Consider the following 23,611-nt stretch of genomic DNA (forward strand, 5'->3'; position numbering starts at 1 on the left):
CGTTATGCTAATTAGACGAATAAGGAGGAGAAATATAGTGGAACCATTTCTACACGGCATGATGCTTGCTTTCGGTTTAATATTGCCTTTAGGCGTACAAAATGTTTTTATTTTTAATCAGGGGGCGACACATAAAAAACTTTCCAACGCCTTTCCTGCTGTGATCACGGCTGGAATTTGTGATACAATACTCATTTCTTTGGCTGTAGCTGGAGTATCGATTATTATTTTAAGCTTCGACTGGTTGAGGACCTTTCTGTTTTTGATTGGGTTTCTTTTCTTAGTCTATATGGGATGGCTAATGTGGAAAGCCACACCTGAAGTAAAGAAAAATCAAGAAGCCAATCCCTTCTCTGCAAAACGTCAGATTTTATTTGCCGCTTCTGTTTCCTTATTGAATCCTCATGCTATCTTAGACACAATAGGCGTGATTGGGACAAGCTCTTTAGTCTATACAGGGTACGATAAGTGGATTTTTACAATAGCCTGTATCCTGATTTCTTGGATGTGGTTCTTCTCATTAGCCATTACCGGAAAAAAGATCGGTCAAATTGATACAAACGGAAAACTGTTAAAGCGGATGAATCAGATTTCTGCACTGATTATTTGGGGCATGGCCGTTTATATGGGATCTCAGTTATTGATGATTGGAGAATGATTGGTACCACGGACGCTACCTATCGTGTTATTATGGAAGCGAGGACTTTGAAAATGGATTTGTGCATTAAACGAACAGAAATGCACAAATTCGTATTGAAGAAAGGATTTTGCAATCGATCAATTCGTTATTGTCTGTTGCAACAGGAGGATATATGAAATGAGTAACGAAGAGAATTTTTGGCTCGATTTACCGAAGCCGTTTTTTATATTAGCACCAATGGAAGATGTCACAGACGTTGTTTTTCGTCACGTCGTTAGTGAAGCGGCACCGCCTGACGTATTCTTTACGGAATTTACAAACACAGAAAGTTATTGCCACCCGAACGGAAGAGAAAGCGTGCGGGGTCGTTTGACATTTACAGAAGATGAACAACCGATTGTCGCACATATTTGGGGCGACAAACCGGAGTTTTTCAAACAAATGAGCATCGATATGAAAAAACTTGGGTTTAAAGGCATCGATTTAAACATGGGATGCCCGGTACAAAACGTAGCAGCAAACGGCAAAGGTGCCGGATTAATCCGACGTCCTAAAGTGGCGGCAGAAATTATCCAAGCCGCAAAAGCTGGCGGATTGCCAGTCAGTGTTAAAACAAGACTAGGCTACATCGAAGTCGATGAATGGCGCGATTGGTTAACACATGTATTGAAACAAGACATTGCGAATCTGTCCATACACCTTCGGACAAGGAAAGAAATGAGTAAAGTGGATGCACACTGGGAACTGATCCCTGAAATCAAAAAATTACGGGATGAAATTGCTCCAAATACATTGCTAACGATCAATGGTGATATCCCTGACCGTGCAACAGGTTTAAAATTAGTCGAACAATACGGCGTGGACGGTGTCATGATTGGCCGTGGTGTTTTCACCAACCCATTCGCTTTTGAAAAAGAACCGAAAGAACATAGCGTGAGAGAATATCTCGATTTATTACTTTTACAATTAGATCTCCACGATAAATATTCAACTGAAGCCGAACCCCGTCCATTTAAACCGCTCCTTCGCTTTTTCAAAATCTACATCCGCGGATTTAGAGGCGCAGGCGAATTGAGAAACCGATTGATGGATACGAAAACAACGGATGAAGTGCGTCAGTTGGTGCAACAAGTGTTGGATCAGGAATTGGATTGAGGTAGGCATCAAAGGGTGCCAAGTTCTGAATGAATTTAGCATTCAATTAGAACTTGGCACCCTTCGTTATTACAGATAAATATAAGCAATTAGTAGAAACACGCCTATTACGATCATCGCAATACTTTTGGCCGCATTTCCCTCTTTTTTCACCAACTCTTCCACCCATACTACAAGCCAACCAAAGAATAGCAAACCAACTCCTAGGTGTTGTATGATCTTTAATCCCGGAACTGAAGCAGAACCTGTAAAAAATAGAAGCATACCGATGCCGAAAGGTAAAACACCTATGATCGTTAAAGGTTTTTTAAGTTCTTTTATGAACTGGCGTCGCTTGGCTTCTCCCATTTTTCTATAAGAACGCCAAATGATCAGAACAGACACTCCCCATAGAAATACTATATACGCGAAATCAATTAGCCCCATTCAATTACCCTCTCTGATTTGCTTCATAATCTACTACTTTATACTTCATATATGTATCCTAGCATAAAACATCTCCGTAAAAAGTTCATAGAGCCGCATTGTCGCGGGACGTACAAGTACTTTTTCAAATCCAAATAATGAGGAAAAAGCCTCGAAAGGAAATTCTCCCCTTCCAAGGCTTTTGCATTACGTTCATAATTGACGATTTACAATTTCAGCAAAATCCACTTCATCTATTTTGTAGATGTCACAACCTTGCTGACTGATAAACAATCATTTTGTTTCCCGGTGTAATGTATGTTTTTGCAATCTCGGGCAGTATTTCATCAATTCAATCCGCTCTGGGTTCGTTCGTTTGTTCTTGGTCGTAATGTAATTGCGATCCCCTGTTTCAGTACATGCTAACGTAATGTTCACTCTCATTGTCATTCCTCCAAGTATTGTTTTTTTATGCTGTGACTGTGAAAGCAGGAAGCGGGTCGTTCAATGCTTTCCAGTCCATTTTCATTTCCTCTTCTGTTAATAAGCATTGATCCAATGAATTCTCAATGTCTTCACGATCCATGTCAATTCCGATGAGTACAAGCTCCGTCATCCTATCGCCGAACTCTTCATCCCATTTTTCCAGAAGTTCCGGTTCTTCCTGTAGGATTTGATTTCTTTCTTGTTCAGGATACGTCGCGAGCCATTCGCCAGCTCCTTGAAAAATGATGGAAGGCCCGGCTTGTGATAACAAACCGATCATTTCCATTCGGGTCGCCAGCCAAAAAAATCCTTTGGCCCGCACGACTTCCTCCGGCCATTCCTCTAACCACCGCAGCCATCTTTCAGGATGAAATGGTTTTTTCCTGCGATAGACAAAGGATGAAATGCCATATTCCTCTGTTTCTGGCGTATGTTCTTCCGTTAATTCCTTGATCCATCCGGCCCCTTGACTAGCCTCTTCAAAATCAAATAAACGGGTATCCAAGATTTCATCCAATGCGACCTGTGAATGTGCACTTTCAATTATTTTGGCATCTGGATTTAGCCTTTGGAGAACTGCTGTTAATTCCCCAACAGTCTCTTGATCCACCAAATCGGTTTTATTTAAGATCAATATATTGGCAAATTCAATTTGGTCGATTAATAAATCCACCACTTCACGCGTATCAAACTGATCTGTCCCTTGCTTCCGATCCAGCAAATTTTCTCCTGATGAAAAATCTTGCCAAAAACGATTCGCATCCACCACTGTCACCATCGTATCCAGCCGACAATAGTCCGTTAAGTTAATGCCCAGACTTTCATCCACATATGTAAACGTTTGGGCAACCGGAATAGGCTCCGAAATCCCGGATGATTCAATCAAGATATAGTCAATATCCCCTTTCTGAACGAGCCTTTCCACCTCGATCATCAAGTCCTCTCGTAACGTGCAGCATATACATCCGTTTTGAAGCTCCACCAATTTTTCATCCGTTCGTGAGAAACCGCCTTGTTTGACCAAAGCCGCATCAATATTGACTTCGCTCATATCATTGACAATAACGGCAATCTTCTTATTTTCACGATTGGTCAAAACATGATTCAATAACGTTGTTTTCCCCGAACCTAAATAACCACTAAGCACAGTGACGGGTATTTTTCTAGTCAGTTTCTTCACCTCATTTTATAAATCGTAACTATTACGATTTAAATCATAATAAAACTTTTTCACAAATGCAAGCAAAAATAAAAATAAGCGCTTTATTCAAAAGTTAATTGGGGAACTGATCATGCATGGGAGCAGAATTTTACCGTACTCTCCCGCTTCAAAGTATCCGTTGAATAATTGGTTCCGTTACACGTCATTTCATTTTTAACTTGGAAAAAAACTTGCTACAATTCGATAAGAAACAAATTTTGAAGCACTAAATAAATTGGATAGGAAATTTGAGGTGAGTGATGCATGTTAGTGAAAGGGATAAACATAAAAATCCCTATTTTCTATTGGATATTACTGGTTCCCATCTTCTTAGTGGTAAGTTTTAAAAGTTTATTTTGGGATTTTGAGATTCAATATTTTTCCGTCAATCAATTAGAAGATTTTGGTCGTTATATATTTATCTTAGGTGTTAGTTTTACTGAAGCATTCATCTATATGCTTTTAATTCGACTTGTTATATTTCTTTCCAAAAAGACTTTCATAAAACCCAAACAACAACAGTAGTCCTAATGTAACAAACCTATTTTAAAATTTATGGCCATCGCAAAATAGAGATCTTTGGGGAGTACAAGGGACATTAGACACCTAAAAAAAGCCACAATAACCGAATCATCTACGGTTATAGTGGCTTATAACTCACTATCCAATCGAATGCATATCCTTGTAGAAACATTGTATTAATAGGCAAGTTTACATTAACATCCAATTTTTAGGACTCCCATAATTTCAAACAGCTATTGATAATCTAGCTTCTCCAACACTTACTCTTCCGTATTAAAACTCCCTAAAATCATGAAATCCACCACAATTCCACTCACTGGATTTTCCGAACCTAATACACTAATTCCGAGGACTGTTACACCGCTAATACTTGTCACATTTGCAGAGACATATTTTGCAGCGACATTCTTCTCGCGCATTTGGACTCGTGGTCTTGCATTTATCGTAGGATTTGTCGAATATACGCTTGATACGGCATAGTCAATTGTTGTTAAGAATGGATTACCAGTAGCAAGCCCATTATCTGTAAAGTAAAGTGTAGCAATACCATTTGCGTCTGATGTAGCTTGTCCATAAACGATTCGTTTTGCCTTTTTAGGATTCGGCTCTCCTACTTTCAATGCTTGAAAAACGGTTGGTGCCAGTGAAAAAATTTCAAGGCTCATCGCTCTTCTCCCTCTGTCATCCAATGTTTGCTAAAATTCTATACGTTACTATTATATGTATTTTTTATTCGTTTATTACTTTCACTACCTTGAAATGGACAGCAGAAAGATATTGAGATCACTCAACACAAAAAAATTTTCCTTCAATTTCCTCTCGTTTTAATTGATAATGATTATCATTATTGTTATACTAGTTGTAGAGTTCACAACGGACTCTACAAATGAATTCCAGCATACTTTTACTCGACTTTGAAAAGGCCTATGGGAAGAACTCCCCTTATCGACTAATCCGATAAGGGGAGCTCAAACCGTAGAATTCGTTTAATTTTCAAGTCTAGTTTTTGAAAGTATTGCCGGTGCCTCTATTTTTTGCTGCTTTTGAGAAACGACTTCTGTCTCTCTTGTTGGCAGATCTCCCGATGCATCGTTTTCCTGTTGAACCATAATTGATTCATACTCTTTTGTAATCCACTTCACAAAAGAAGCGATCATCAAAAACATAATGAATACTAAAGGCAATGCAGTAATAATCGATAAAGTTTGTAATGCTTCCAATCCATCGCCATACATAAGAACGATCGAAATACTTGTCAACAAAACACCCCAAAATACGCGGTACCACCGCGCCGGTTCTTCACCGATTTGAAGATTTTTAGAAGCTACATCTGATAGCGTATAAGCTGCGGAGTTGACTGTTGTTGCCAAGAAAATGGCCGCGACAAGTAGATACAGAATGAGGATAATGCCACCTAATGGCAATGCCTGTAAAGAAGCAAGAATGGCCGCAGGTGCCCCTTCATTTTGTAAAATGTCTAGCACAGGCACGATTCCCGCCATTTCGTAGAACATACTTGTATTCCCAAAGATTGCAAAAGCAAGCCAACATCCTAATGTTCCACCAATCAATTGTCCAAGGATCAGGCCTTTAATTGTTCTTCCTTTTGAAATCCTTGCTGCAAACATGCCGGTAAATGGCGCATACGAAAACCACCAACCCCAGTAAAACAATGTCCATGCTTCACTAAATCCAGATTTGCCAACCGGATCCGTGTAAAGGCTCATTCTAAAAAAGTTTTGGAACAACACGCCAACGCTGTCTGTAAAGCTGGCAATGATAAATGCCGTCGGGCCAAAAATAAAAATAAACACGGCAATGGCTACATACAAATACAGATTCCAATCACTAAGAAGTTTCAAGCCTTTCTTCAAGCCAAAGTAAAGACAAATAGAGAAAAAGATCATTAAGGAGACGACAATTCCTAAATTAAGTGTAAGCGTTTTCTCAACACCGAAAGTATGATGAATTCCTTCAGCCAATAGCGGTGTACCAAGGGCTAAAGAAGTTCCGATCCCACCGATTAAACCAAACATGAAACAAACATCGATAATTTTCCCAAGCAAGCCATCTGCACGATCACCGATAATTCCTCGACATGCCGTGCTTAGTCTAAATGAGGGATATTTCTTAATATAAACAGCATAGGCAATCGGAATTGACGGAACGCAGTAAATTGCCCAAGCAGAGAATCCCCAATGAAACATTCCATATGTAGGTGCAAAACTTGCTGCTTCTACACTTAAAGGCTCCATGCCATATGGAGGACTTGAATAATAATACGCCCATTCGATAATGCCCCAATACATGATCCCTGAACCAATTCCAGCAGTAAAAATCAAGGCCAGCCAACTAAACGTAGAAAATTCAGGTTTACTATTGCCTAACTTCACTTTTCCATATTTACTGAAGGCAAGCCAAAGTAAAAAACCAAAAATGGCTAAACAGGCCCATAAATAAAGGGGTCCGAAATTGAGTGTAATCGAGTTCAATACTTTGTTTAAAAAAGCAGTACCTTTTGCAGGATTAATTAAAATTGGGACCGTTAATAATGCGACCAATGTCAAGGCGATACTTAAAATCTGTTTATCAATCGTATTGCGTTTCATGCATTCACCCCTAGTTCTTCTGTTCTTTCCACGATTAGAATATTCAGTTTATTATAAGTTGTGTAATTAGACTATCGGTGTGACCCTTTCACACCGATAGTTCTTTTTTATACGTGAGTTGGCATTGTTTCTGTAATAATACGAACGAGTCGGTCCCCAACTTCCGACGTAGACGCTGTTCCTTTCATGTCTGGTGTTAATGTCGTATTTTCCATCAACAGATCTTCAATCGCATCGATCACTAGCTTACCGTAATTGTCATGTCCCAAGTAATCGAGCATTTGACTAGCTGACCAGACAGAAGCTAACGGGTTACCGATCCCTTTACCCGCAATATCTGGAGCAGAACCATGTACCGGTTCAAACATAGATGGAAACTCACGTTCAGGATTCACATTCGCACCTGCCGCAAGGCCGATACCACCTGCCAACGCTGCCCCGATATCTGTTAAAATATCACCAAATAAATTGGAAGTTACAACAACTTCAAATCGTTTAGGATCTGTAATCATCAGCATAGCTGCCGCATCTACGAGATAGGAAGCCGTTTCTACTTCAGGATACTCCGCACTCACTTCCTCAAACACTTGGTCCCAGAAAACCATGGAATAATTTAAGGCATTCGCTTTGCTAATGCTTGTTAAACTACGACCTTGTTTTTTCGCCGTTTCAAATGCATAGCGAATAATGCGTTCCGTTCCTTTACGTGAAAACACAGCATTTTGTAATACTACTTCGTTTTCTTGTCCTTTATACAGCCAATCGCCCGCGCCGGAATATTCTCCTTCCGTGTTTTCACGGATAAACAACATGTCAACATCTTCCCGGTTCACGTTTGCGAGTGGGCAATGCGCCCCTTTTAATAGTTTCACGGGACGGATATTCACATATTGATCGAAGCTTTTCCGGATGATTAATAACAAATCCCATAAGGAAATATGATCTGGAACGCCTGGAAAACCAACAGCTCCCAAATAGATCGCATCAAATTGCTTTAATTGTTCAATCCCATCTTCCGCCATCATGTGCCCAGTCTCTGCATAATACTCGCAGCCCCACGGAAAGTGCGTAAAGTCAAACTGAAAACTGCCGTCTAACTCCGCAACTTTGTGAAGCACTTTAATGCCTTGGTCAATGACTTCCGGACCAATCCCATCCCCTGCAATTACAGCAATTTTATATGTTGTCGTCATCTTTTCAACACCTTCACTCTTGATTCCAAACGATTAGCTTTAACTCCGTCATTTCCTCTACTGCATACTTAATCCCTTCGCGTCCTGTTCCGCTTTCTTTCACTCCGCCGTATGGCATTTGATCAACGCGGTAGGTTGGTACGTCATTAATCATGACACCCCCTACTTCTAGTTTTTTCGATGCATACAAGGCATGTTTTACGTTATTCGTATAAATCCCTGCTTGTAAACCAAATTGCGAATCATTCACCAATTCCACCGCTTCTTCAATTGTAGCAATTTTATTCACGACTACAATAGGAGCAAATGCTTCTTGACACGACACTTTTAAACATGTATCCGCATTGGTAATAATCGTTGGTTCAAGGATGCCGCCTTGCACTTTTCCACCAGTTAAAATGGTTGCATCACTCTGTTTGGTTTCTTCAATCCAACTAAGCGCACGCTCTAATTCACTCGGTGTAATTAAGGAAGAAACATACGTTTCCGAATCAAGCGGATTTCCTATTTTCAGCTGTTTGGTAGCCGCTACGAACTTCTCCACAAATGTATCGTATTGATCTTCATGTACGTACACACGTTGCAATGAGATGCAAACTTGCCCTTGGTTTGAAAATGCACCCATGACACAACGATTAATAATGGCATCGATCTCGATATCTTTGTCGATAATTAAAGCCGAGTTTGAACCGAGCTCTAATGTCGTTTTCTTTAAACCGGCTTTATTGCTAATGCCGATGCCAACGCTTGGACTGCCTGTAAAAGTCACCATTTTCACGCGGTCATCTTCTACAATTACATCACCAACTACGCTGCCAGGACCTGTGACAACGTTTAGCACGCCTGCTGGTAATCCGGCTTCCTCAAACACTTCTGCAATGAATAGAGCAGAAAGCGGTGTTTGTGAAGCGGGCTTCAATACAATCGGATTCCCCGCCGCAATCGCTGGACCGACTTTATGGGCAACTAAATTCAACGGGAAGTTAAATGGCGTAATGGCCCCAATCACACCGATGGGCTCTTTCATCGTATAGCCAATGCGGCCAACACCACCGCTTGCCGCATCAAATGGGATCGTTTCTCCATGAATTCGTTTCGCTTCTTCTGCAGAAAACTTATACGTTTCAATCGTTCTTGCCACTTCGGCTCGTGCAAAAACAATCGGTTTCGCAGATTCTGTCGCAATAATCGTCGCCGCTACTTCAGCCTTTTCTGTTAGGATGTTGACCACATTCTCCAAAATTTGTGCACGCTGATAAGCTGGCATGTCACCGATAACATTCTTTGCTTCATAGGCAGCTCGAATCGCTTCTTTCGTCACTGCTGCGTCCGCCATCGCAATTTCGGCAATTGGTTCACGGGAATAGGGGGAGTAAAGGGTAGCGTAGTTTTCCGTCTCCACCTTTTCTCCGTTAATCCATACATATTTCTTGGTCGTTTTATCTATTAATTTATTCATCGAGGGCCTCCAATACCATTTCATGAAATTGTACAATCGCTTGTTCAGATTTAGAGAATCGTCCTCGTTGAAAAGCGCGTGAACGGAATCCGATTTGCTCTAATTCAACAAGCTCGATATCTTCCGAACGAACTTGTTCAGCAAACGTCATCAAGTCTTTTTCGTCTTGTGAAATTTTATCCAAACTATCTTCGCGGAAGTAATACGTATACACAGCCATTGTCGTTTCGTGATCAATTGGAATCATTTCAATTGATGCCATATTCCCTGGTCCAGGGTAGAATGTTAACATCAGGTTCGGCCATAACCAGAAAAACGAGCCCCCTTGCATTTCAGCATCATTCAAATCGACTTCACCGTACTGTTTATCCGGCTTCACGATAGATCCTTGAAAAGAATAATTTTCGCACGTGATGATTTGGTAATCGTCCATATCCAATGCATCGACAAAACTTGGATGTGCAACATGGCAGTGGTCACATTCCAAATAGTTGTCTATAAACGCTTTCCAATTCGATTTAAAAATGCGTGTTTTACGATGCGTCCGCTTTAAGTCACTTAAGAAATCAAACTTGCTCAAACGGTCAAAGAAATCGCCATAAGACTCACTTAGCGGCTTTGCATGATCATCCAAGTTCACAAAAATTAAAGACTCCAGTACTTCCATTCGAACCGGTCGTAAACAAGCATCTTTCACACATGCTTCCTCTTCTCCACGGAAGTTCGGCGCTTTGTTTAACTTGCCATCTGTTTTGAACGTCCAGCCATGATACATACATTGCAAAATTTTCTTCTTACCCGATTCATTTCTTTCCAGTTTTGTCGCACGATGTGGGCAAACATTATAAAATGCCCGCAATACTTCATCTGTCCCTCGCATTATAATAATCGGCTCATCCATTACGTCCGCAGTAAAAAACTGGCCCACTTTTTCTACTTGACTAATATGACCGACCAGATGCCATGTCTTATCAAAAATGAGCTCTCTTTCTTTCTCTAATACTTTTGGATCTGTGTACATGTCATACGTCATTGTTCTTTCAAAAGTTCTGTTTGTCGCGTTTTGCACTTTGTTGTAAGCCATTGTTTCGTCTCCCCTAACTTTTATAATCGTTATCTATTTGATTGTTTCTCGTACTAACTCGCTTCAACTCTCTGACAATGAAACGGCATGTCTGACATTTTAATGGAATCCGTTGGACATCCCTCCACTGCATCTTCCAAATCCTCGACCAACTCTTCAGGTACTTCCGTAATGCCTTCGTTGCCATCTAATAACGCATAAGACAAACCATCTTCGGTATATTCAAACAGCCCCGGGGCAGTAGGATTACAGGCACCACAAGCAATACAAGTACTTCGGTCTACCATTGTGTATGTCGCCATCTTGAAGCCCTCCTTATCTTTGAATTTAAACGTTGACGGGATCTTTTTTCACGGACGCTTCTTGATCTCCCATAACGGATGTACTGTGAAGCGGTTGCACTTTTGCAGTTGGATCAATATAGACTTTTGCATTGCTCACTGCAACGGGCGCTTCCCCAAACCCACTCGCAATCAGTTTGACTTTCCCGTCATATGTACAAATATCTCCAGCGGCGTAAATGCCTTCAATATTTGTCTCCATTTTTGAATTCACTACAATTGAATTTTTATCAATTTCCAAATCCCATGCTTTAATCGGACCTAAAGAAGAGACAAAACCGTAGTTCACCAGAACGTCATCTACTTCAAGCTCAAGCTGTTCACCGTTTTTCGCTTCTTGAATGATCACCTTGTCAATTTTGTCCGTACCGACAAGTTCAACCGGCACATAAGGAGTCACAATGTCGACCCGCGACTGTTTTAATTGCGCTACACTGTGCTCGTGGGCACGGAATTTATCCCGTCTGTGGACGAGTGTCACTTTTTCCGCAATGGGCTCTAACATCAATGCCCAGTCCACCGCTGAATCACCGCCGCCAAATAACACAACCTTTTTATCTTGAAACTGATTCATATTATTAACGAAGTAATGGAGATTTTTTTGTTGGAATTTCTCTTCTCCGGCGATATTCATTTTTCGTGCTTGGAAAGCGCCATTCCCTGCTGTAATAATAATTGTTCGTGTGTAATGGACACCTTCATTTGTCTTCAATGTAAAAAGTCCGTCTGCCCCTTTTGTCACTTCTTCAACGGATTCTCCAAGACAGACCGTCGTTTCAAACTGATTCATTTGCTCGGTTAGCTGATCAACTAGTTGCTGAGCGCCTACCTTGGGAAAGCCAGCAATATCATAAATATATTTTTCAGGATACAGTGCAGACAGTTGCCCTCCCAATTGCGGCAAGCTTTCAATAATTTTCACTGAAGTTTGTCTCAATCCCGCGTAAAATGCAGTAAACATGCCAACCGGCCCACCGCCGATGATTGTTATGTCAAATACTTCTGAAGAGGTTTGACTCATAACATTGCCTCCTTACCTGTACAGGTTTCATATTCATTCCGAACGCGAGTCAAAGTCCTTACAGAGGAACCTATCCATTGCTTTTGCTCACGTTGCCAAATTATATATGCATCTTTCATGCCAAGTTTAGAAAGTGACGTAAAATTCACACTCCACGCACACTTTCTTATCAATAGCGGTCACACTTGCTTCAAAAGATGCTAGTATCGAGTCAAAAATAACTCAAAAACTATTGAAGTTTTTGCAAAATTGACTCAGAATGAAAGCATAACAACATGTAAAATTTAGATGTCCCGTTTTCTCAGAATGACAGCTAAGGATAAAGGAAAGGAAGGTGAAAACTGCGCTAAAAACTACATGCTAGACAAGACGGAATCGGATAGTGGTGCTAAAGGTTGGTATCCGGTGTTTAGCATAGGAAGTATGTTTTTAGTTGCAGTGTGTCTAATGAAGGAGTATGCGGGGTTAAAAACTACCGAGTTAACACTCGAATCGATTTTAAAAATATTGGATTATTCCTCGGATGAGATTTACGTCGTAGATCGCGATACACGGATTGTTTTTGTCAATAAAAATTGCGAGAAGCATTATGGCCTCAAAAAAGATGATGTCATCGGAAAGTTCAATCATGAGTTATTTGATAAAGGCTATTGGACACCTTCTATCCTTCCTGAAGTATTCAAAACGAAAGAAGCTGTTTCTCTTCGGCAGCAAACCTATATTGGTACAGAGCTCTTAACAAGGGCGATCCCCATCCTGAATGACAGTGGAGAAATCGAGTATATCGTATCGACAGCAACTGAAATCCAAGGGTTTAATCGAATGATTACCGTTAACGAACAGCCACAAGAACAACTGGAAAATCAAAACGCGCTGAATACCATCATTTCCAATAACGAAAAAATTCAAAGCATTTTGCAATTCTGCCAAAAAGTTGCCCCCACTGATTCAACAGTTTTAATTCGTGGGGAGTCAGGAACGGGAAAAGGTGTCATTGCACAACACTTGCATAATAGTAGCCACCGTAGACAGGGACCATTTTTGCAAGTGAACTGTGCCGCAATCCCGGAAGAGTTACTGGAGTCGGAGTTATTCGGTTATGAAAGCGGATCCTTTTCGGGTGCCAGAAAGGGCGGGAAAATCGGCCTTTTTGAAGCAGCGGATACTGGCACAATCTTTTTAGATGAAATCGGGGAGCTGGCGTTGCCGTTACAAGCAAAAGTACTGCAAGTCATCCAAAACAAGCAATTCATCCCGATTGGCAGCAGTACAAGTAAGACCGTTGATGTGAGAATTCTTGCTGCGACTAACCAAGACTTAGAAAAAATGGTGCAACAAAAAACATTCCGGGAAGATTTATACTATCGACTCAATGTGATTGATATTCATCTACCGACGCTTGCGGAAAGACAAGAAGATATTATTCCATTAACGTATCGGTTTTTAAATGAATTTAATAATAAATACAATTTCAATAAGGCCATTTCGGACAATTGCCTACAAGTACTCGTGCATTACTATTGGCCGGGGAATATTCGCCAACTTGAAAATTTAGTAGAACGTTTAGTGATCACGAGTAACGCCATTATTGAAGTAAGCGATTTACCACAAGTTATTACCGAAAGTGTAAAAGAAATTCCCGAGCTCATGTATCCCAATTCCCTCGACAAGGCGATTACAGAAGTCACTCGATCCATGATCAAAAAATCATATATGCTTCACGGCACAACGAGAGGCGTTGCAAAAGATTTGGATATTAGTCAATCCAAGGCGTCTCGATTAATTCGGGAATACTGTTAAGAGGGTCACTAAAAAAGCCACGATCACCGAATAGTCTTCGGGAATCGTGGCTTTTAACTTTTCATTTAATTGTATAGATTTCTTTACGAAGCCAATGATTTCTTACGGAAGTTTCTACTTTTTACGATCTCCCGAATTTCCAACCTGGCATTGAAATCTTTTTGCCTTCTTTCCGTTCTTTCGCATATTCAGCTGTAGCTGTGAACAGAACGTCAGAAGATGAATTCAATGCGGTTTCACAAGAATCCTGAATAACCCCGATGATAAAACCGACACCAACCACTTGCATTGCAATATCATTTGGTATACCAAATAAACTACATGCGAGTGGGATCAGCAAAAGGGATCCGCCCGCAACGCCTGATGCACCTGCTGCCGAAACAGCCGCCACAACAGAAAGTATAATGGCAGTCAGTATATCTACTTCAATCCCAAGCGTGTTTGCTGTGGCAAGCGTCAACACAGCAATCGTAACAGCCGCGCCAGCCATATTAATCGTAGCGCCAAGCGGAATGGAAACAGCATAAGTATCCTCGTCTAACCCAAGTTTTTCTGCCATTTTCATATTGACTGGAATATTCGCAGCTGAACTACGTGTAAAGAATGCAGTGATACCGCTTTCTCTTAAAACCATTAAAACAAGTGGATACGGATTTTTTCGCGTATAGATGAATACGATTAATGGATTCATAACAAACGCGATAAACAACATACATCCCACTAAAATTAAAATTAATTCACCGTAAGTTTTTAAAGCGGAAAATCCTGTCGTTACAATTGCATCAAAAACAAGTCCCATAATACCGAACGGTGCTAAATTAATCACCCATTGTACCACTTTAGTGATCGCATCCGAAAAACTGCCTAGCACATCTTTCGTATTTTGCGTTGCCTGTTTTAATGCAAGCCCTAAAACGATTGCCCACATTAAGATCCCTAAATAGTTGGCACTGATTAAGGCGTCAATCGGATTGGCAACTACGTTAAAGAGTAATGTTTTAATAACTTCCACAATACCTTCTGGAGGAGACAAATCTTCTACCCCTGTTGTCAGTATTAGTTTAACCGGGAACATAAAGCTCGCCACCACAGCGACAACCCCAGCAAATAATGTGCCAATCGCATAAAGACCAAGTATCGATTTCATATTCGTTTTTGTACCGCTCTTATGCGCAGCAATCGCATGCATCACTAAGAATAAGACTAAGACAGGTGCAACCGCTTTTAACGCCCCGACAAACAAAGAACCAAGAATAGAAACCCCACTCGCCGCATCAGGGACGGTTAAAGCTAAGATAAGACCTATAATAATACCGATAACAATCCGCTTTACCAGACTTATCTGATTCCATTTTAAAATTAAACCTTTCATAAACCTACCCTCCAAAATTTTCTGAAAACTAACATGTTAAAACATGTGCAATATGTGCAATCTCCTCTCCTTGTATAAGCATCCTCAACTTATTGACTTTAGAGTAGATTGACACCCTATTCTAACACAATTTTTTAGAATTGCGAAACCGCATTTTTTATAGTTGACCCTATTTCGGGATTTCTGATAAAAATAATAAAAAGCTATATTCTCCTTGAGGATTGCTTCTTTGAACTCTCTATATAAAAATTGCCTCAATTCCTAAACGGAAATAGAGGCATTACCACTTAATTAACTATGCAGACTTCCAGTTAACCAAGGACGTTGTCGATACGGACCTATTGGGATTTGAATGAGGCTGGTTTTTCCTTGTGGACTCAGCTTGTAAAGTTCATCGCATCTATTCGCATCAAACCCGAGGAGTGGGTGCCCTCCTAATCCGAGGGCTGACGCGACGAGCAGGATTCTTTGCACCAGCATACCCGCTTCCATTTGTTGGATGCGGTATCCCCTGTATCCCATTTCCGCTTTGAAATGATTTTTGTCCCCTGCCACATGTAGACAAAGCGGCACTTGGAACATATTCACATTCCCTCCGGACATGCCGTGCTGTAACTGTAATCGCTGATCGCCGAGTTGTACTCGATGTAACGCATGGGTAGAGCTGTCATAGTGATAGGCACCATTCGGAATACCCTCGACATTATACAAACATCCGTAAAGCGAGACACGGGATTTCTTTTTCTTTTGAACGCCATCCAAATCGTTTTGATACGAGAAGGAATCCATCGCGCCCTTCAGCAGTGTGGCAAGCTGAAGTTGACTTACCTTTTCCAAAACGAAATCCATATCCGGTGAAAATCGCTTTCGGCAGACCGACGCAAAATCATACGACAATCGCTCCACAAAAGGCAGGATTACCGTTTGAGCTTCACAATTGATTGGCTCCTCCTTGATCTGCCGAAACGATCTCGCTGATTCCAACATAGACGCTTCATTCATCTTGGTTAACATCGGAAACTCTATAATCCTTCGTGATTGGACATAATGAGTAGACTGAATGGCTGTCAACTCTTGGCATAAGTCAGCGGCAGAGTCATCTCCATCTCTGTTACTTCTGTCGAAGCAGCTTGTTGATTCCGCCGTTAGTGGAATCACCGCATACACACTCTCCTCTTGTTCGGAAAGCCCAAGCAGGTGGTTGATGGCCCGATCCAGGAACTGGAAGTATACCCAAGAGGCGAAGCCAAAACTTTTTGCAACTTCCAATAATTGACCAATCAAAACACCAGTATCCAGCCCTTGAAGACGGTAGGCAAAGTTATTGTATTTAAAGAAATTTTTCCAAAACATTGTAGATACAAAAACGGTACCAAAACAATCGGATAGGTCACAGCGATTCCCAAGTGCCCGGGATATATATGAATCGAAATTTCCTTCTCGTAGCAACACTAAACGATGATGTGCCACATCATAATGGTAAACACCGGCAGGCAAATGCTCTATCTTCAAATAAACATACAATTCGTTTGGATACAGCGCCCCACCGGAAGGAACAAACCGCCGTTTCGACTGCATGAGGTCCATGGCTCGATCGCTGGAATCCAAGTTCATCATAGATTCGCTAAATTGCGTTAGACCAAATACATACCAGAGAAAATGACCGATTTTTCTTAGGTTAGGATTTTCAGTTAATTCCATACTTTTGAGTGTCAACGGTACTTCCAAAGAAAGCGGAATCACAGGTAAGCCACGGTAGAGCTTATACGGAAGCGGTCCATCATCCCAATCCACTTCCCAGTCCGGCGGGCTTACCTTGTCAATGTCAAAATGGAGATTGTGCAGAAATACCTCACGGTTCATCCTCTACCTCCTAACGACTGGTTATGGGAACGGATGCGGATATGGATTGAGCTGTTCAAGTGTTAGCGGTTGTTCCTTGTACCCGAGTTCCATTGGCACCCGGAGCACCCTGTCAAGTCCTGTTATGCGGGTAAGATGTTGCCCAAATGTCATCGGCAGCATCCCCGGAATGAGGACTTTAACGCAAAACAGTCCGTTTTGTTTGATTTCCGGTGTCGTTTGGTCCACCACGATTACATCGAGGTTCAAACTCCCAAACACCTGGAGAATATCCCGCAGATCATCCATGAGGTCTGCATGCACTGCCTCCCATTTGAATTCCTCGTCAAACGTTCGCAATGGGCGATTGTCATCTAACAAAAACTGTAGGCGTTCTTGCGCTTCCGGCAACCCATACAACATCCCATGATCATCCATCTTCCGCACCAAGGAAGAATCTTTGTACATTCGCACATACTCTTCCCGGTTTGCTTCCAAATTCTCGTCAAGTATTCCCATCATGCCTGCCAACTCTTGAATCGAGCTTTTCGCCGCTCGTAGTGGATCCAAATGAGCGCCGGCCGCACTGATAATATTCAACCCCGTTTTTTTCCTATTTTTCGCCAGTACTAAAACACTTGGAATTCCGTTCTCCATCGTCGAGTTATAAAAATGGAGATCATAACCACCAACCGCCCGCACACGGTCAATCATCAACTTTAATTCTTGATCGTTAGTAGAATCAGGGTCCAGACGTGGGAGAGCCAGCTCCGCGTACCAAGTCATCAGAAACGAATCACGCTCTATAACTTCCATAATACCGTAGAAAATGGCCTCCTCTAAACTACCGCCTAACGCACATCCATTGGATGTTTCATAGACAAATCCCCCTCCGCAACCCAAGCTGTAATAAGCCAGCAACTCTGGAACCAGAATAGGACACTCTTTCAAAAACGAATAACCCCAAACCCAATCGATGGAGCGATCCATATCGAACGGTTTGAACGGAAAATCAGGCAGCGCATACTGTTCCTTTGAATGCACACCTACCTTGAGCGGATTAAGCGCTCGGCCTTCCAGATTGCGAAAGCTGTCATGAACCACTGTTCGTTTTCCACTTGGAGACAGACCACAGTACCGCTCCAACCCCTCCAAAATAGCCGTAGCCTCACTAACCTTGTATGAATGCGTTCGGCCTGCCACACCCTCGTCTCCCGTAAACATCGGCAGATTAACACTGACATCGGCAAATGGCAGCGTGAGTTCATACATCTTCCCATTTAAAAAACCAGTCCGCTCATCTAGATAATCCTTGCTTAGCATCTTTTGCAGGTCATCCATGGAACGACAGCGGTAACTGTCCGGACTGATCTTTGGACTAGATTGCAGTGTAATTCGTGCCGCTTCAGGTGAATCATCGGGTACTCGACTACAGACCGGACACAACGGGTCAGGAAGAAATGAGTGCCATGAAGTCTTTAGCGATTTCAGATTGATTAAACATAAACGACCTTCAGAATGAGCCTGATTTCCATCTAGTACGCTTTGTACCTCCGACTCGAGTAGGTGCGCCATTTGCAATAGTCCCGTACGCGATACCCATGCATCACACGAAATTCCCCCGTGAGCCTCAAATCTCTGTTCCAACTCCCACATCTCTTTACGATCTCGTCCGGCTATGAGGCGTCGCTTGTCTGCACACTGGGAGCAGCCTGGTATTTTCGAACGTACGAGTGGCCCAATCACGCCTTCTCCATAGGAAACAAAACCTCGCAGCCAAGGTATGCCGGTTGGCCGCAATACTTCTTCCGATTTTTTATGAATGGAAGGGTTCAAGGTATCGTGCAATACCAAAACCAGATCAGTGGTTTCTGGTACGCCCTCTTCGAAATCGGTGCGGCGTATTACTTCGTATTGAGTAGATAGATCCCCGCACACACGATCAGCCAATAATCCTTCTCCAACAACCAGCACGACGGCACTCAACGGAATCCTCCCTCCTCTCGCAACAACACGCCAAACACCCCTGCGAGTCCCTCTTTCAAAAACGGTTCAAATGCCAGATCACATACGAATAGCCGCTTATGATTCCTTTCTAGGATTTGTCTCGCAGAATGTAAAATCTCGGACTGTCTCTTCTCATCACAAGCGGGGATAACAAGGCTGAGTGGATCCTTTTCTTCCAGTAGAACGGACGAAATTTCCTGTGCTTGCACCGGGTGGGAAGCCGAAAGCCCCTGTTGTAACGCTTTTCGCAACGCCAATGTAATCGTCAAATCGACACCTCCATACCAACCGGCATTCGTTCCGACCCAGATGACAGGGAAACCGTTCACTTCCTTTCCTAAGCCAATCGTCGGTGAGCCATGTATCGTGGTCAGTGCCTCCAAATAAAACCGGCAGCGTTCATCTTCTACCGTGTCTACTTGCAACGGAGCAACCTGATTTTTTTGATTGATCAGCCGCTTGCTTAGTTCTTCGTCCAAACACTTTTGCAATCCCCGGCAAATCCCTTCCGCAACTGTTTCCCCCGCTCCCACTCCGATGAATTCCTTTATTTCTGCCCCTTTTTCCTGATCGAAAGGTAGGGTTGCAGCGAGGAGTCCAACCGCTCGTGTCACATATGATTCTATCCCAGCCAGCCCCGCCTCTCTCCTTGCTTCCTCATGCGTCAAACCTGTGCAAACAATGTCTGGTAAAAGCTCAGCGGGTCCCTTCGACAACATATCGACTGCCTGAACGCGGCACTGGGCTAAAGGCAGCTGCTTTAGATCTCCTTCCTCCCAACTATGAAAAATCCCTGATACTTCCGATGTCAACTGGCTGAAGTAAAGTAACAATCCATTCGTTACATCTTTACTTAAGCTTCGTTCAGGACGCATATCCAAATCTGTTACCCATTCGCTAGACATATGTCCATCCACCAACGGATGAGGAAAAAATGAATGCCAATTTCCTTCCAATGTGTCTAGATCAAGCAGATAAAATAGGTTCCTCAGTTCAGGTTCGGTCACTCCTGTAATCTCTTTAAACAATTCAAATGTGATGACATTGGCTAACATGGCCCCTGCTGTGGCAGAGAAAGCAGTGAACGGCTGCTCTTTGGAAAGTACAGTTCGATGCAGGCGCCTCCACGCAGACTCCCAACACCACTTAGAGTCTGGATGCACTATCGGACCCGCAAGGCCCATCTGCTGGTGGCATATAGCAGGGAGAAACACCTTCTTCTCTTCCCTACAAACATTATGAAGTACTCGGAGTTCCTCAATATCGCCCTCCTGAGACACATACAAAATCGAATCAAACGGTTGAACAATCTCCCGCCAAAACCCTTTCCCCTCCTGCTGCAAGCTGACCTCTTCTACCGCTATCTCGCTGTCTGTTTTACGAGTGTGTGCCACGAGTTCCATCAACCGCCGTCTATTGGTCGACACCGAGTCCGTGATTAGCATATGGAACTTGGGCAATCCAGATTCAAGTAACGAAGAAACCAACGAAACAAAAAAAGGACCAGCGCCAACTACCAACACTTTGGCCTGACGATAGGTTTGAAATCGATATGCACTCGAATCACCTAAATTGTCCAAAAATTCAATTTGGGAGGCATACTTATTCAGAACCTGATCGGCCAATTGATGAGGAAGATCTTGGCTCACATCCCGAACATACGCATTTCGGTACAGTACTTCTGCAATTTCATAGACACGCTCCCGATATGGACCGGGCAATCCATCTGTCAAATCCCCTAACGTGTATTTCCCGTTGAACATCGGTATCAGTTTTTCAATCCACTGAACGATGTCATTTCCATCTACACGAAAAGAACTTTCATTATTCCGAAAATACACACCACTATTTGAATCGGGGAGAAAAAATGTGTCTCTTTTCACTTTCAGGCGCATCATAGGAGTCAAATTTGACATTCCGTTCCTCCTTAACCATAGCTATTTCCAAATCAAACTGACGACTAACACTATCATCCTATGTACCGTAACTTGTTTCATATGTTTACTTTATATAGAAAAGTCCCTGCAACAACTGCAGGGACCTTGGCAATCATGGTTTTTGTTAGAAATCTAGAAATATTAAGCCTGGCAACGGCCACCGCAGCGTCCGCCGCAGCGATCACCGCAACGAAAACAATTAGAGCAACGGAAACAATTGGAACAACGGAAACAGTTAAAGCAGTTAAAGCAACTAAAGAAACAACTAAAGCAGCTAAAACAACGGCCAAAGCCACCGATAATACCGAGCTGCGCAGTTTGAGTTGAATTGGGTCCGTTTGGGTCCCAAGCAACTGCCTCACTCGTATTGAAATCGCCAACATTCAACATCTGGAGATCATTATAGAATTCATTCATTCTTGCCACCTCCTGAAATTATATTAACAAGATGTGCTACGAGCCCAAATATGAATAAGCTAAAATAACTGAGTAATAAGTGCATCTACCAATAGTCCAGATACACTCCTCCACAATTTATGAACATTGGGTGGATAATGCTACTGATTTCAAATAAAAAAAAGTTCCTGATTACGAAGAAAATACAAATTTTGCACTTTCTTCGTAATCAGGAATTTCAGGTTCCTAGTAGAGACCTCTAATCCATATTATTGGAGTGATACGAAATGATAACGAGACATCTTTTAGTTTTATTGTATTATTTTCATGTCAAGAACAAACTTTTGTCTTAAGCCTCTTTTAGCTCTATAAGTGTTTTTGCTTCTTGAACTAAATTTTCCATTGTATCTAATTCATCATCGCTAATCTCAACGAGTTCTTCAAACATTTCAACTGATTCTCTGGAAATGAAGGAAACTTCTTGAATTGTCGCCGCGATTTGTTGTGAGCCTGCAGATAATTCTTCCGTACTTGCAGATGAATTCGCATTATTTTCAGCAATAATTTTTGTAGTAGCTACAATCTTTTCGAACATCTCCCCAATTTCTGTAATCGTTGTATTGGTTTGTTCAAATTCTTTTGTTCCCTGCCCCATGGATAGGACAACTTTGTCCGTCTCTTCTTGAATATTTCTCACAATATTCGACACTTCAGAAGACGACTGACGTGATTGTTCAGCTAATTTACGAACTTCATCAGCAACTACCGCAAACCCTTTTCCGTGCTCACCTGCACGAGCCGCTTCAATCGCTGCGTTCAATGCTAATAAATTAATTTGCTCTGAAATCCCCGTAATTACTTTAACAATGTTACCAATTTCATGCGATTTTTCTCCAAGTACATTGATTGCACTAAATGTGGTATTAATTGTTTGATTAAATTGCTCCATTTTCTCCATCGAATCTTTTAACTTTTCGTTACCGTCTTGTGTTAATTCTAACGTCGTATTCGATTGTTCCGAAATTTGGTTTGACCTTATCGATAGTTCTTCAATCGCCTCTGTTATGTCTACGATAGAAGTAGAAGTCTCTTCAGTGGCCACTAATTGCTTTTTTAATCCTTTACCTACCTCATCTATTGCAGCCCTAACAATATCAGCCTTCTCAGTTGCGTATTCCCCGTATTCCGTAAGATTTCCAGCTTTTTCATTCACAGTTTTTGCATATAACTGAAACTGCTCACTAACCTGATCTGCTGATCGTTCCCCCATTTCGTTTATATCCTCATTATTTATAGGTGAACGACGTTTAAGCGCAAAATATTGGTAAGCAAAATACAAAGATGTACATAATAAAACGACTACTATTCCCAGCAAGATAGTTTCCATAAAAATAATCTCCTATTCTATTAACATTAATGCCGAAATTTTACAGCTCTCTTACAATGATATAAATTCCATCTGCTACAGTCGATGGAATATTGCTTAGTCTCTCATTATTTTCATATGTATGGACAATAAAGTTTCCTTCTACATCTTTATATTTCGTCAAGCCGTGAAACTTTTCCATCAAACGTATTGACTTCGGATTTGTTGCTTCACCTAACACCAGTCTTACGCCTTCTTCTGTTGCTTTCTTTATTAACAGATCGCCTAATCTTTGTACAATATCATGACGATCATACTCAGCGATGACACCTAATAAAAATAAATGCAATACCTCTCCGTCTTCCGGATCTTTTCCATAACGTTTTTTATAATCATCTAGGAAACGTGTATCGATATCCGCTAATACACGCATGACTACATTCATGTCAGCAAATGTACCTTCAAAAATATCGTCTTCGATGATTTCAAGAGCCTTCGTATCCCCGACTAACGCGCCTACGACATTTCGTTCGCTATCTAACGCAACAGCACAGTAGCCTTGGTGAGCAATTGACTCGATATATTCCTTCGTAAATTGATAGAAATCTTCGTAAGGTAATTGTAACGCATACCCGATTATCGGTTCTTGCACCCAATTACCAGCAACATCCACTCCAATGAATGTGCTTGCCAAACATGCTGCTGCCTTTTCTATTAAATCTGGTTGGTCCTCTGTAAGAATGTCATATACATATAAATCTTCTAGTGTCTGCAT

At 41.7% G+C, this 23,611-nt stretch carries 20 protein-coding genes and 1 riboswitch; of the genes, 3 read left to right on the forward strand and 17 right to left on the reverse strand.

The window, feature by feature from the left end:
- Positions 1 to 37 precede the first annotated feature (37 nt).
- Both ACFPRA_RS21600 and ACFPRA_RS21605 read left to right on the forward strand, forming a co-directional pair.
- Complete coding sequence (locus ACFPRA_RS21600; protein WP_381439334.1) at positions 38 to 658, forward strand: LysE/ArgO family amino acid transporter; 621 nt, start codon at positions 38 to 40, stop codon at positions 656 to 658.
- A gap of 159 nt (positions 659 to 817) precedes the next feature.
- Positions 818 to 1,795 (forward strand): tRNA dihydrouridine synthase, encoded by a 978-nt coding sequence (locus ACFPRA_RS21605; RefSeq protein ID WP_381439336.1) that lies wholly within the window; start codon positions 818 to 820, stop codon positions 1,793 to 1,795.
- Between the two features lie 69 nt (positions 1,796 to 1,864).
- Here ACFPRA_RS21605 and ACFPRA_RS21610 read toward each other — a convergent pair whose 3' ends face one another.
- The 10 genes from ACFPRA_RS21610 to ACFPRA_RS21655 form a co-directional block, all read right to left on the reverse strand.
- Positions 1,865 to 2,221: a hypothetical protein gene (locus tag ACFPRA_RS21610; protein ID WP_381439338.1), complete on the reverse strand. Its 357-nt coding sequence runs from the start codon at positions 2,219 to 2,221 to the stop codon at positions 1,865 to 1,867.
- A 273-nt stretch (positions 2,222 to 2,494) separates the two neighbouring features.
- Entirely contained in the window at positions 2,495 to 2,644 is a 150-nt protein-coding gene (gene rpmG / locus ACFPRA_RS21615) for a 50S ribosomal protein L33 (protein WP_381439340.1), read from the reverse strand.
- A gap of 25 nt (positions 2,645 to 2,669) precedes the next feature.
- Positions 2,670 to 3,857, reverse strand: a complete 1,188-nt coding sequence (locus ACFPRA_RS21620; RefSeq protein ID WP_381440001.1) for a GTP-binding protein — start codon at positions 3,855 to 3,857, stop codon at positions 2,670 to 2,672.
- 812 nt (positions 3,858 to 4,669) lie between these two features.
- The gene (locus ACFPRA_RS21625; RefSeq protein ID WP_381439342.1) at positions 4,670 to 5,074 is read right to left on the reverse strand and encodes a hypothetical protein; all 405 of its coding nucleotides are present in this window, start codon (positions 5,072 to 5,074) and stop codon (positions 4,670 to 4,672) included.
- 321 nt (positions 5,075 to 5,395) lie between these two features.
- Positions 5,396 to 7,018, reverse strand: coding sequence for a BCCT family transporter (locus ACFPRA_RS21630; protein ID WP_381439345.1), 1,623 nt, complete (start codon positions 7,016 to 7,018; stop codon positions 5,396 to 5,398).
- A gap of 107 nt (positions 7,019 to 7,125) precedes the next feature.
- A complete protein-coding gene (locus tag ACFPRA_RS21635) occupies positions 7,126 to 8,211 on the reverse strand; it encodes a tartrate dehydrogenase (RefSeq protein ID WP_381439347.1) in 1,086 nt (361 codons plus the stop codon).
- 13 nt (positions 8,212 to 8,224) lie between these two features.
- Complete coding sequence (locus tag ACFPRA_RS21640; protein WP_381439349.1) at positions 8,225 to 9,670, reverse strand: aldehyde dehydrogenase family protein; 1,446 nt, start codon at positions 9,668 to 9,670, stop codon at positions 8,225 to 8,227.
- Complete coding sequence (locus ACFPRA_RS21645) at positions 9,663 to 10,754, reverse strand: aromatic ring-hydroxylating oxygenase subunit alpha (protein WP_381439351.1); 1,092 nt, start codon at positions 10,752 to 10,754, stop codon at positions 9,663 to 9,665. Before ACFPRA_RS21645 ends, ACFPRA_RS21640 begins: the two co-directional genes overlap by 8 nt.
- A gap of 53 nt (positions 10,755 to 10,807) precedes the next feature.
- Positions 10,808 to 11,056, reverse strand: coding sequence for a ferredoxin (locus ACFPRA_RS21650; RefSeq protein WP_381439353.1), 249 nt, complete (start codon positions 11,054 to 11,056; stop codon positions 10,808 to 10,810).
- 25 nt (positions 11,057 to 11,081) lie between these two features.
- Positions 11,082 to 12,116, reverse strand: coding sequence for an NAD(P)/FAD-dependent oxidoreductase (locus ACFPRA_RS21655; RefSeq protein WP_381439355.1), 1,035 nt, complete (start codon positions 12,114 to 12,116; stop codon positions 11,082 to 11,084).
- Between the two features lie 447 nt (positions 12,117 to 12,563).
- On the opposite strand from ACFPRA_RS21655, the gene ACFPRA_RS21660 reads away from it, so the two are divergent.
- A complete protein-coding gene (locus tag ACFPRA_RS21660; RefSeq protein ID WP_381440003.1) occupies positions 12,564 to 13,916 on the forward strand; it encodes a sigma-54 interaction domain-containing protein in 1,353 nt (450 codons plus the stop codon).
- A gap of 121 nt (positions 13,917 to 14,037) precedes the next feature.
- Here ACFPRA_RS21660 and sstT read toward each other — a convergent pair whose 3' ends face one another.
- The 7 genes from sstT to ACFPRA_RS21695 all read right to left on the reverse strand — a co-directional run bounded on the left by sstT (position 14,038) and on the right by ACFPRA_RS21695 (position 23,611).
- Positions 14,038 to 15,288: a serine/threonine transporter SstT gene (gene sstT, locus ACFPRA_RS21665; RefSeq protein ID WP_381439357.1), complete on the reverse strand. Its 1,251-nt coding sequence runs from the start codon at positions 15,286 to 15,288 to the stop codon at positions 14,038 to 14,040.
- A gap of 291 nt (positions 15,289 to 15,579) precedes the next feature.
- The gene (locus ACFPRA_RS21670; protein ID WP_381439359.1) at positions 15,580 to 17,151 is read right to left on the reverse strand and encodes a SagB family peptide dehydrogenase; all 1,572 of its coding nucleotides are present in this window, start codon (positions 17,149 to 17,151) and stop codon (positions 15,580 to 15,582) included.
- Between the two features lie 21 nt (positions 17,152 to 17,172).
- Positions 17,173 to 19,116, reverse strand: coding sequence for a TOMM precursor leader peptide-binding protein (locus tag ACFPRA_RS21675; RefSeq protein WP_381439362.1), 1,944 nt, complete (start codon positions 19,114 to 19,116; stop codon positions 17,173 to 17,175).
- Positions 19,113 to 21,053 carry a putative thiazole-containing bacteriocin maturation protein gene (locus tag ACFPRA_RS21680; RefSeq protein ID WP_381439364.1) on the reverse strand — a complete coding sequence of 647 codons (1,941 nt, stop codon included), beginning with the start codon at positions 21,051 to 21,053 and terminating at the stop codon, positions 19,113 to 19,115. The genes ACFPRA_RS21675 and ACFPRA_RS21680 overlap by 4 nt, the downstream gene beginning before the upstream one ends.
- Positions 21,054 to 21,215: 162 nt before the next feature.
- Entirely contained in the window at positions 21,216 to 21,491 is a 276-nt protein-coding gene (locus ACFPRA_RS21685) for a heterocycloanthracin/sonorensin family bacteriocin (protein WP_381439366.1), read from the reverse strand.
- A 185-nt stretch (positions 21,492 to 21,676) separates the two neighbouring features.
- Positions 21,677 to 21,776, reverse strand: a riboswitch (purine riboswitch).
- Between the two features lie 43 nt (positions 21,777 to 21,819).
- Positions 21,820 to 22,857: a methyl-accepting chemotaxis protein gene (locus ACFPRA_RS21690; RefSeq protein ID WP_381439368.1), complete on the reverse strand. Its 1,038-nt coding sequence runs from the start codon at positions 22,855 to 22,857 to the stop codon at positions 21,820 to 21,822.
- A 40-nt stretch (positions 22,858 to 22,897) separates the two neighbouring features.
- A complete protein-coding gene (locus ACFPRA_RS21695; RefSeq protein ID WP_381439372.1) occupies positions 22,898 to 23,611 on the reverse strand; it encodes a hypothetical protein in 714 nt (237 codons plus the stop codon).

Source organism: Sporosarcina soli, from assembly GCF_042655805.1.
GTDB classification, from domain to species: Bacteria; Bacillota; Bacilli; order Bacillales_A; family Planococcaceae; genus Sporosarcina; species Sporosarcina soli.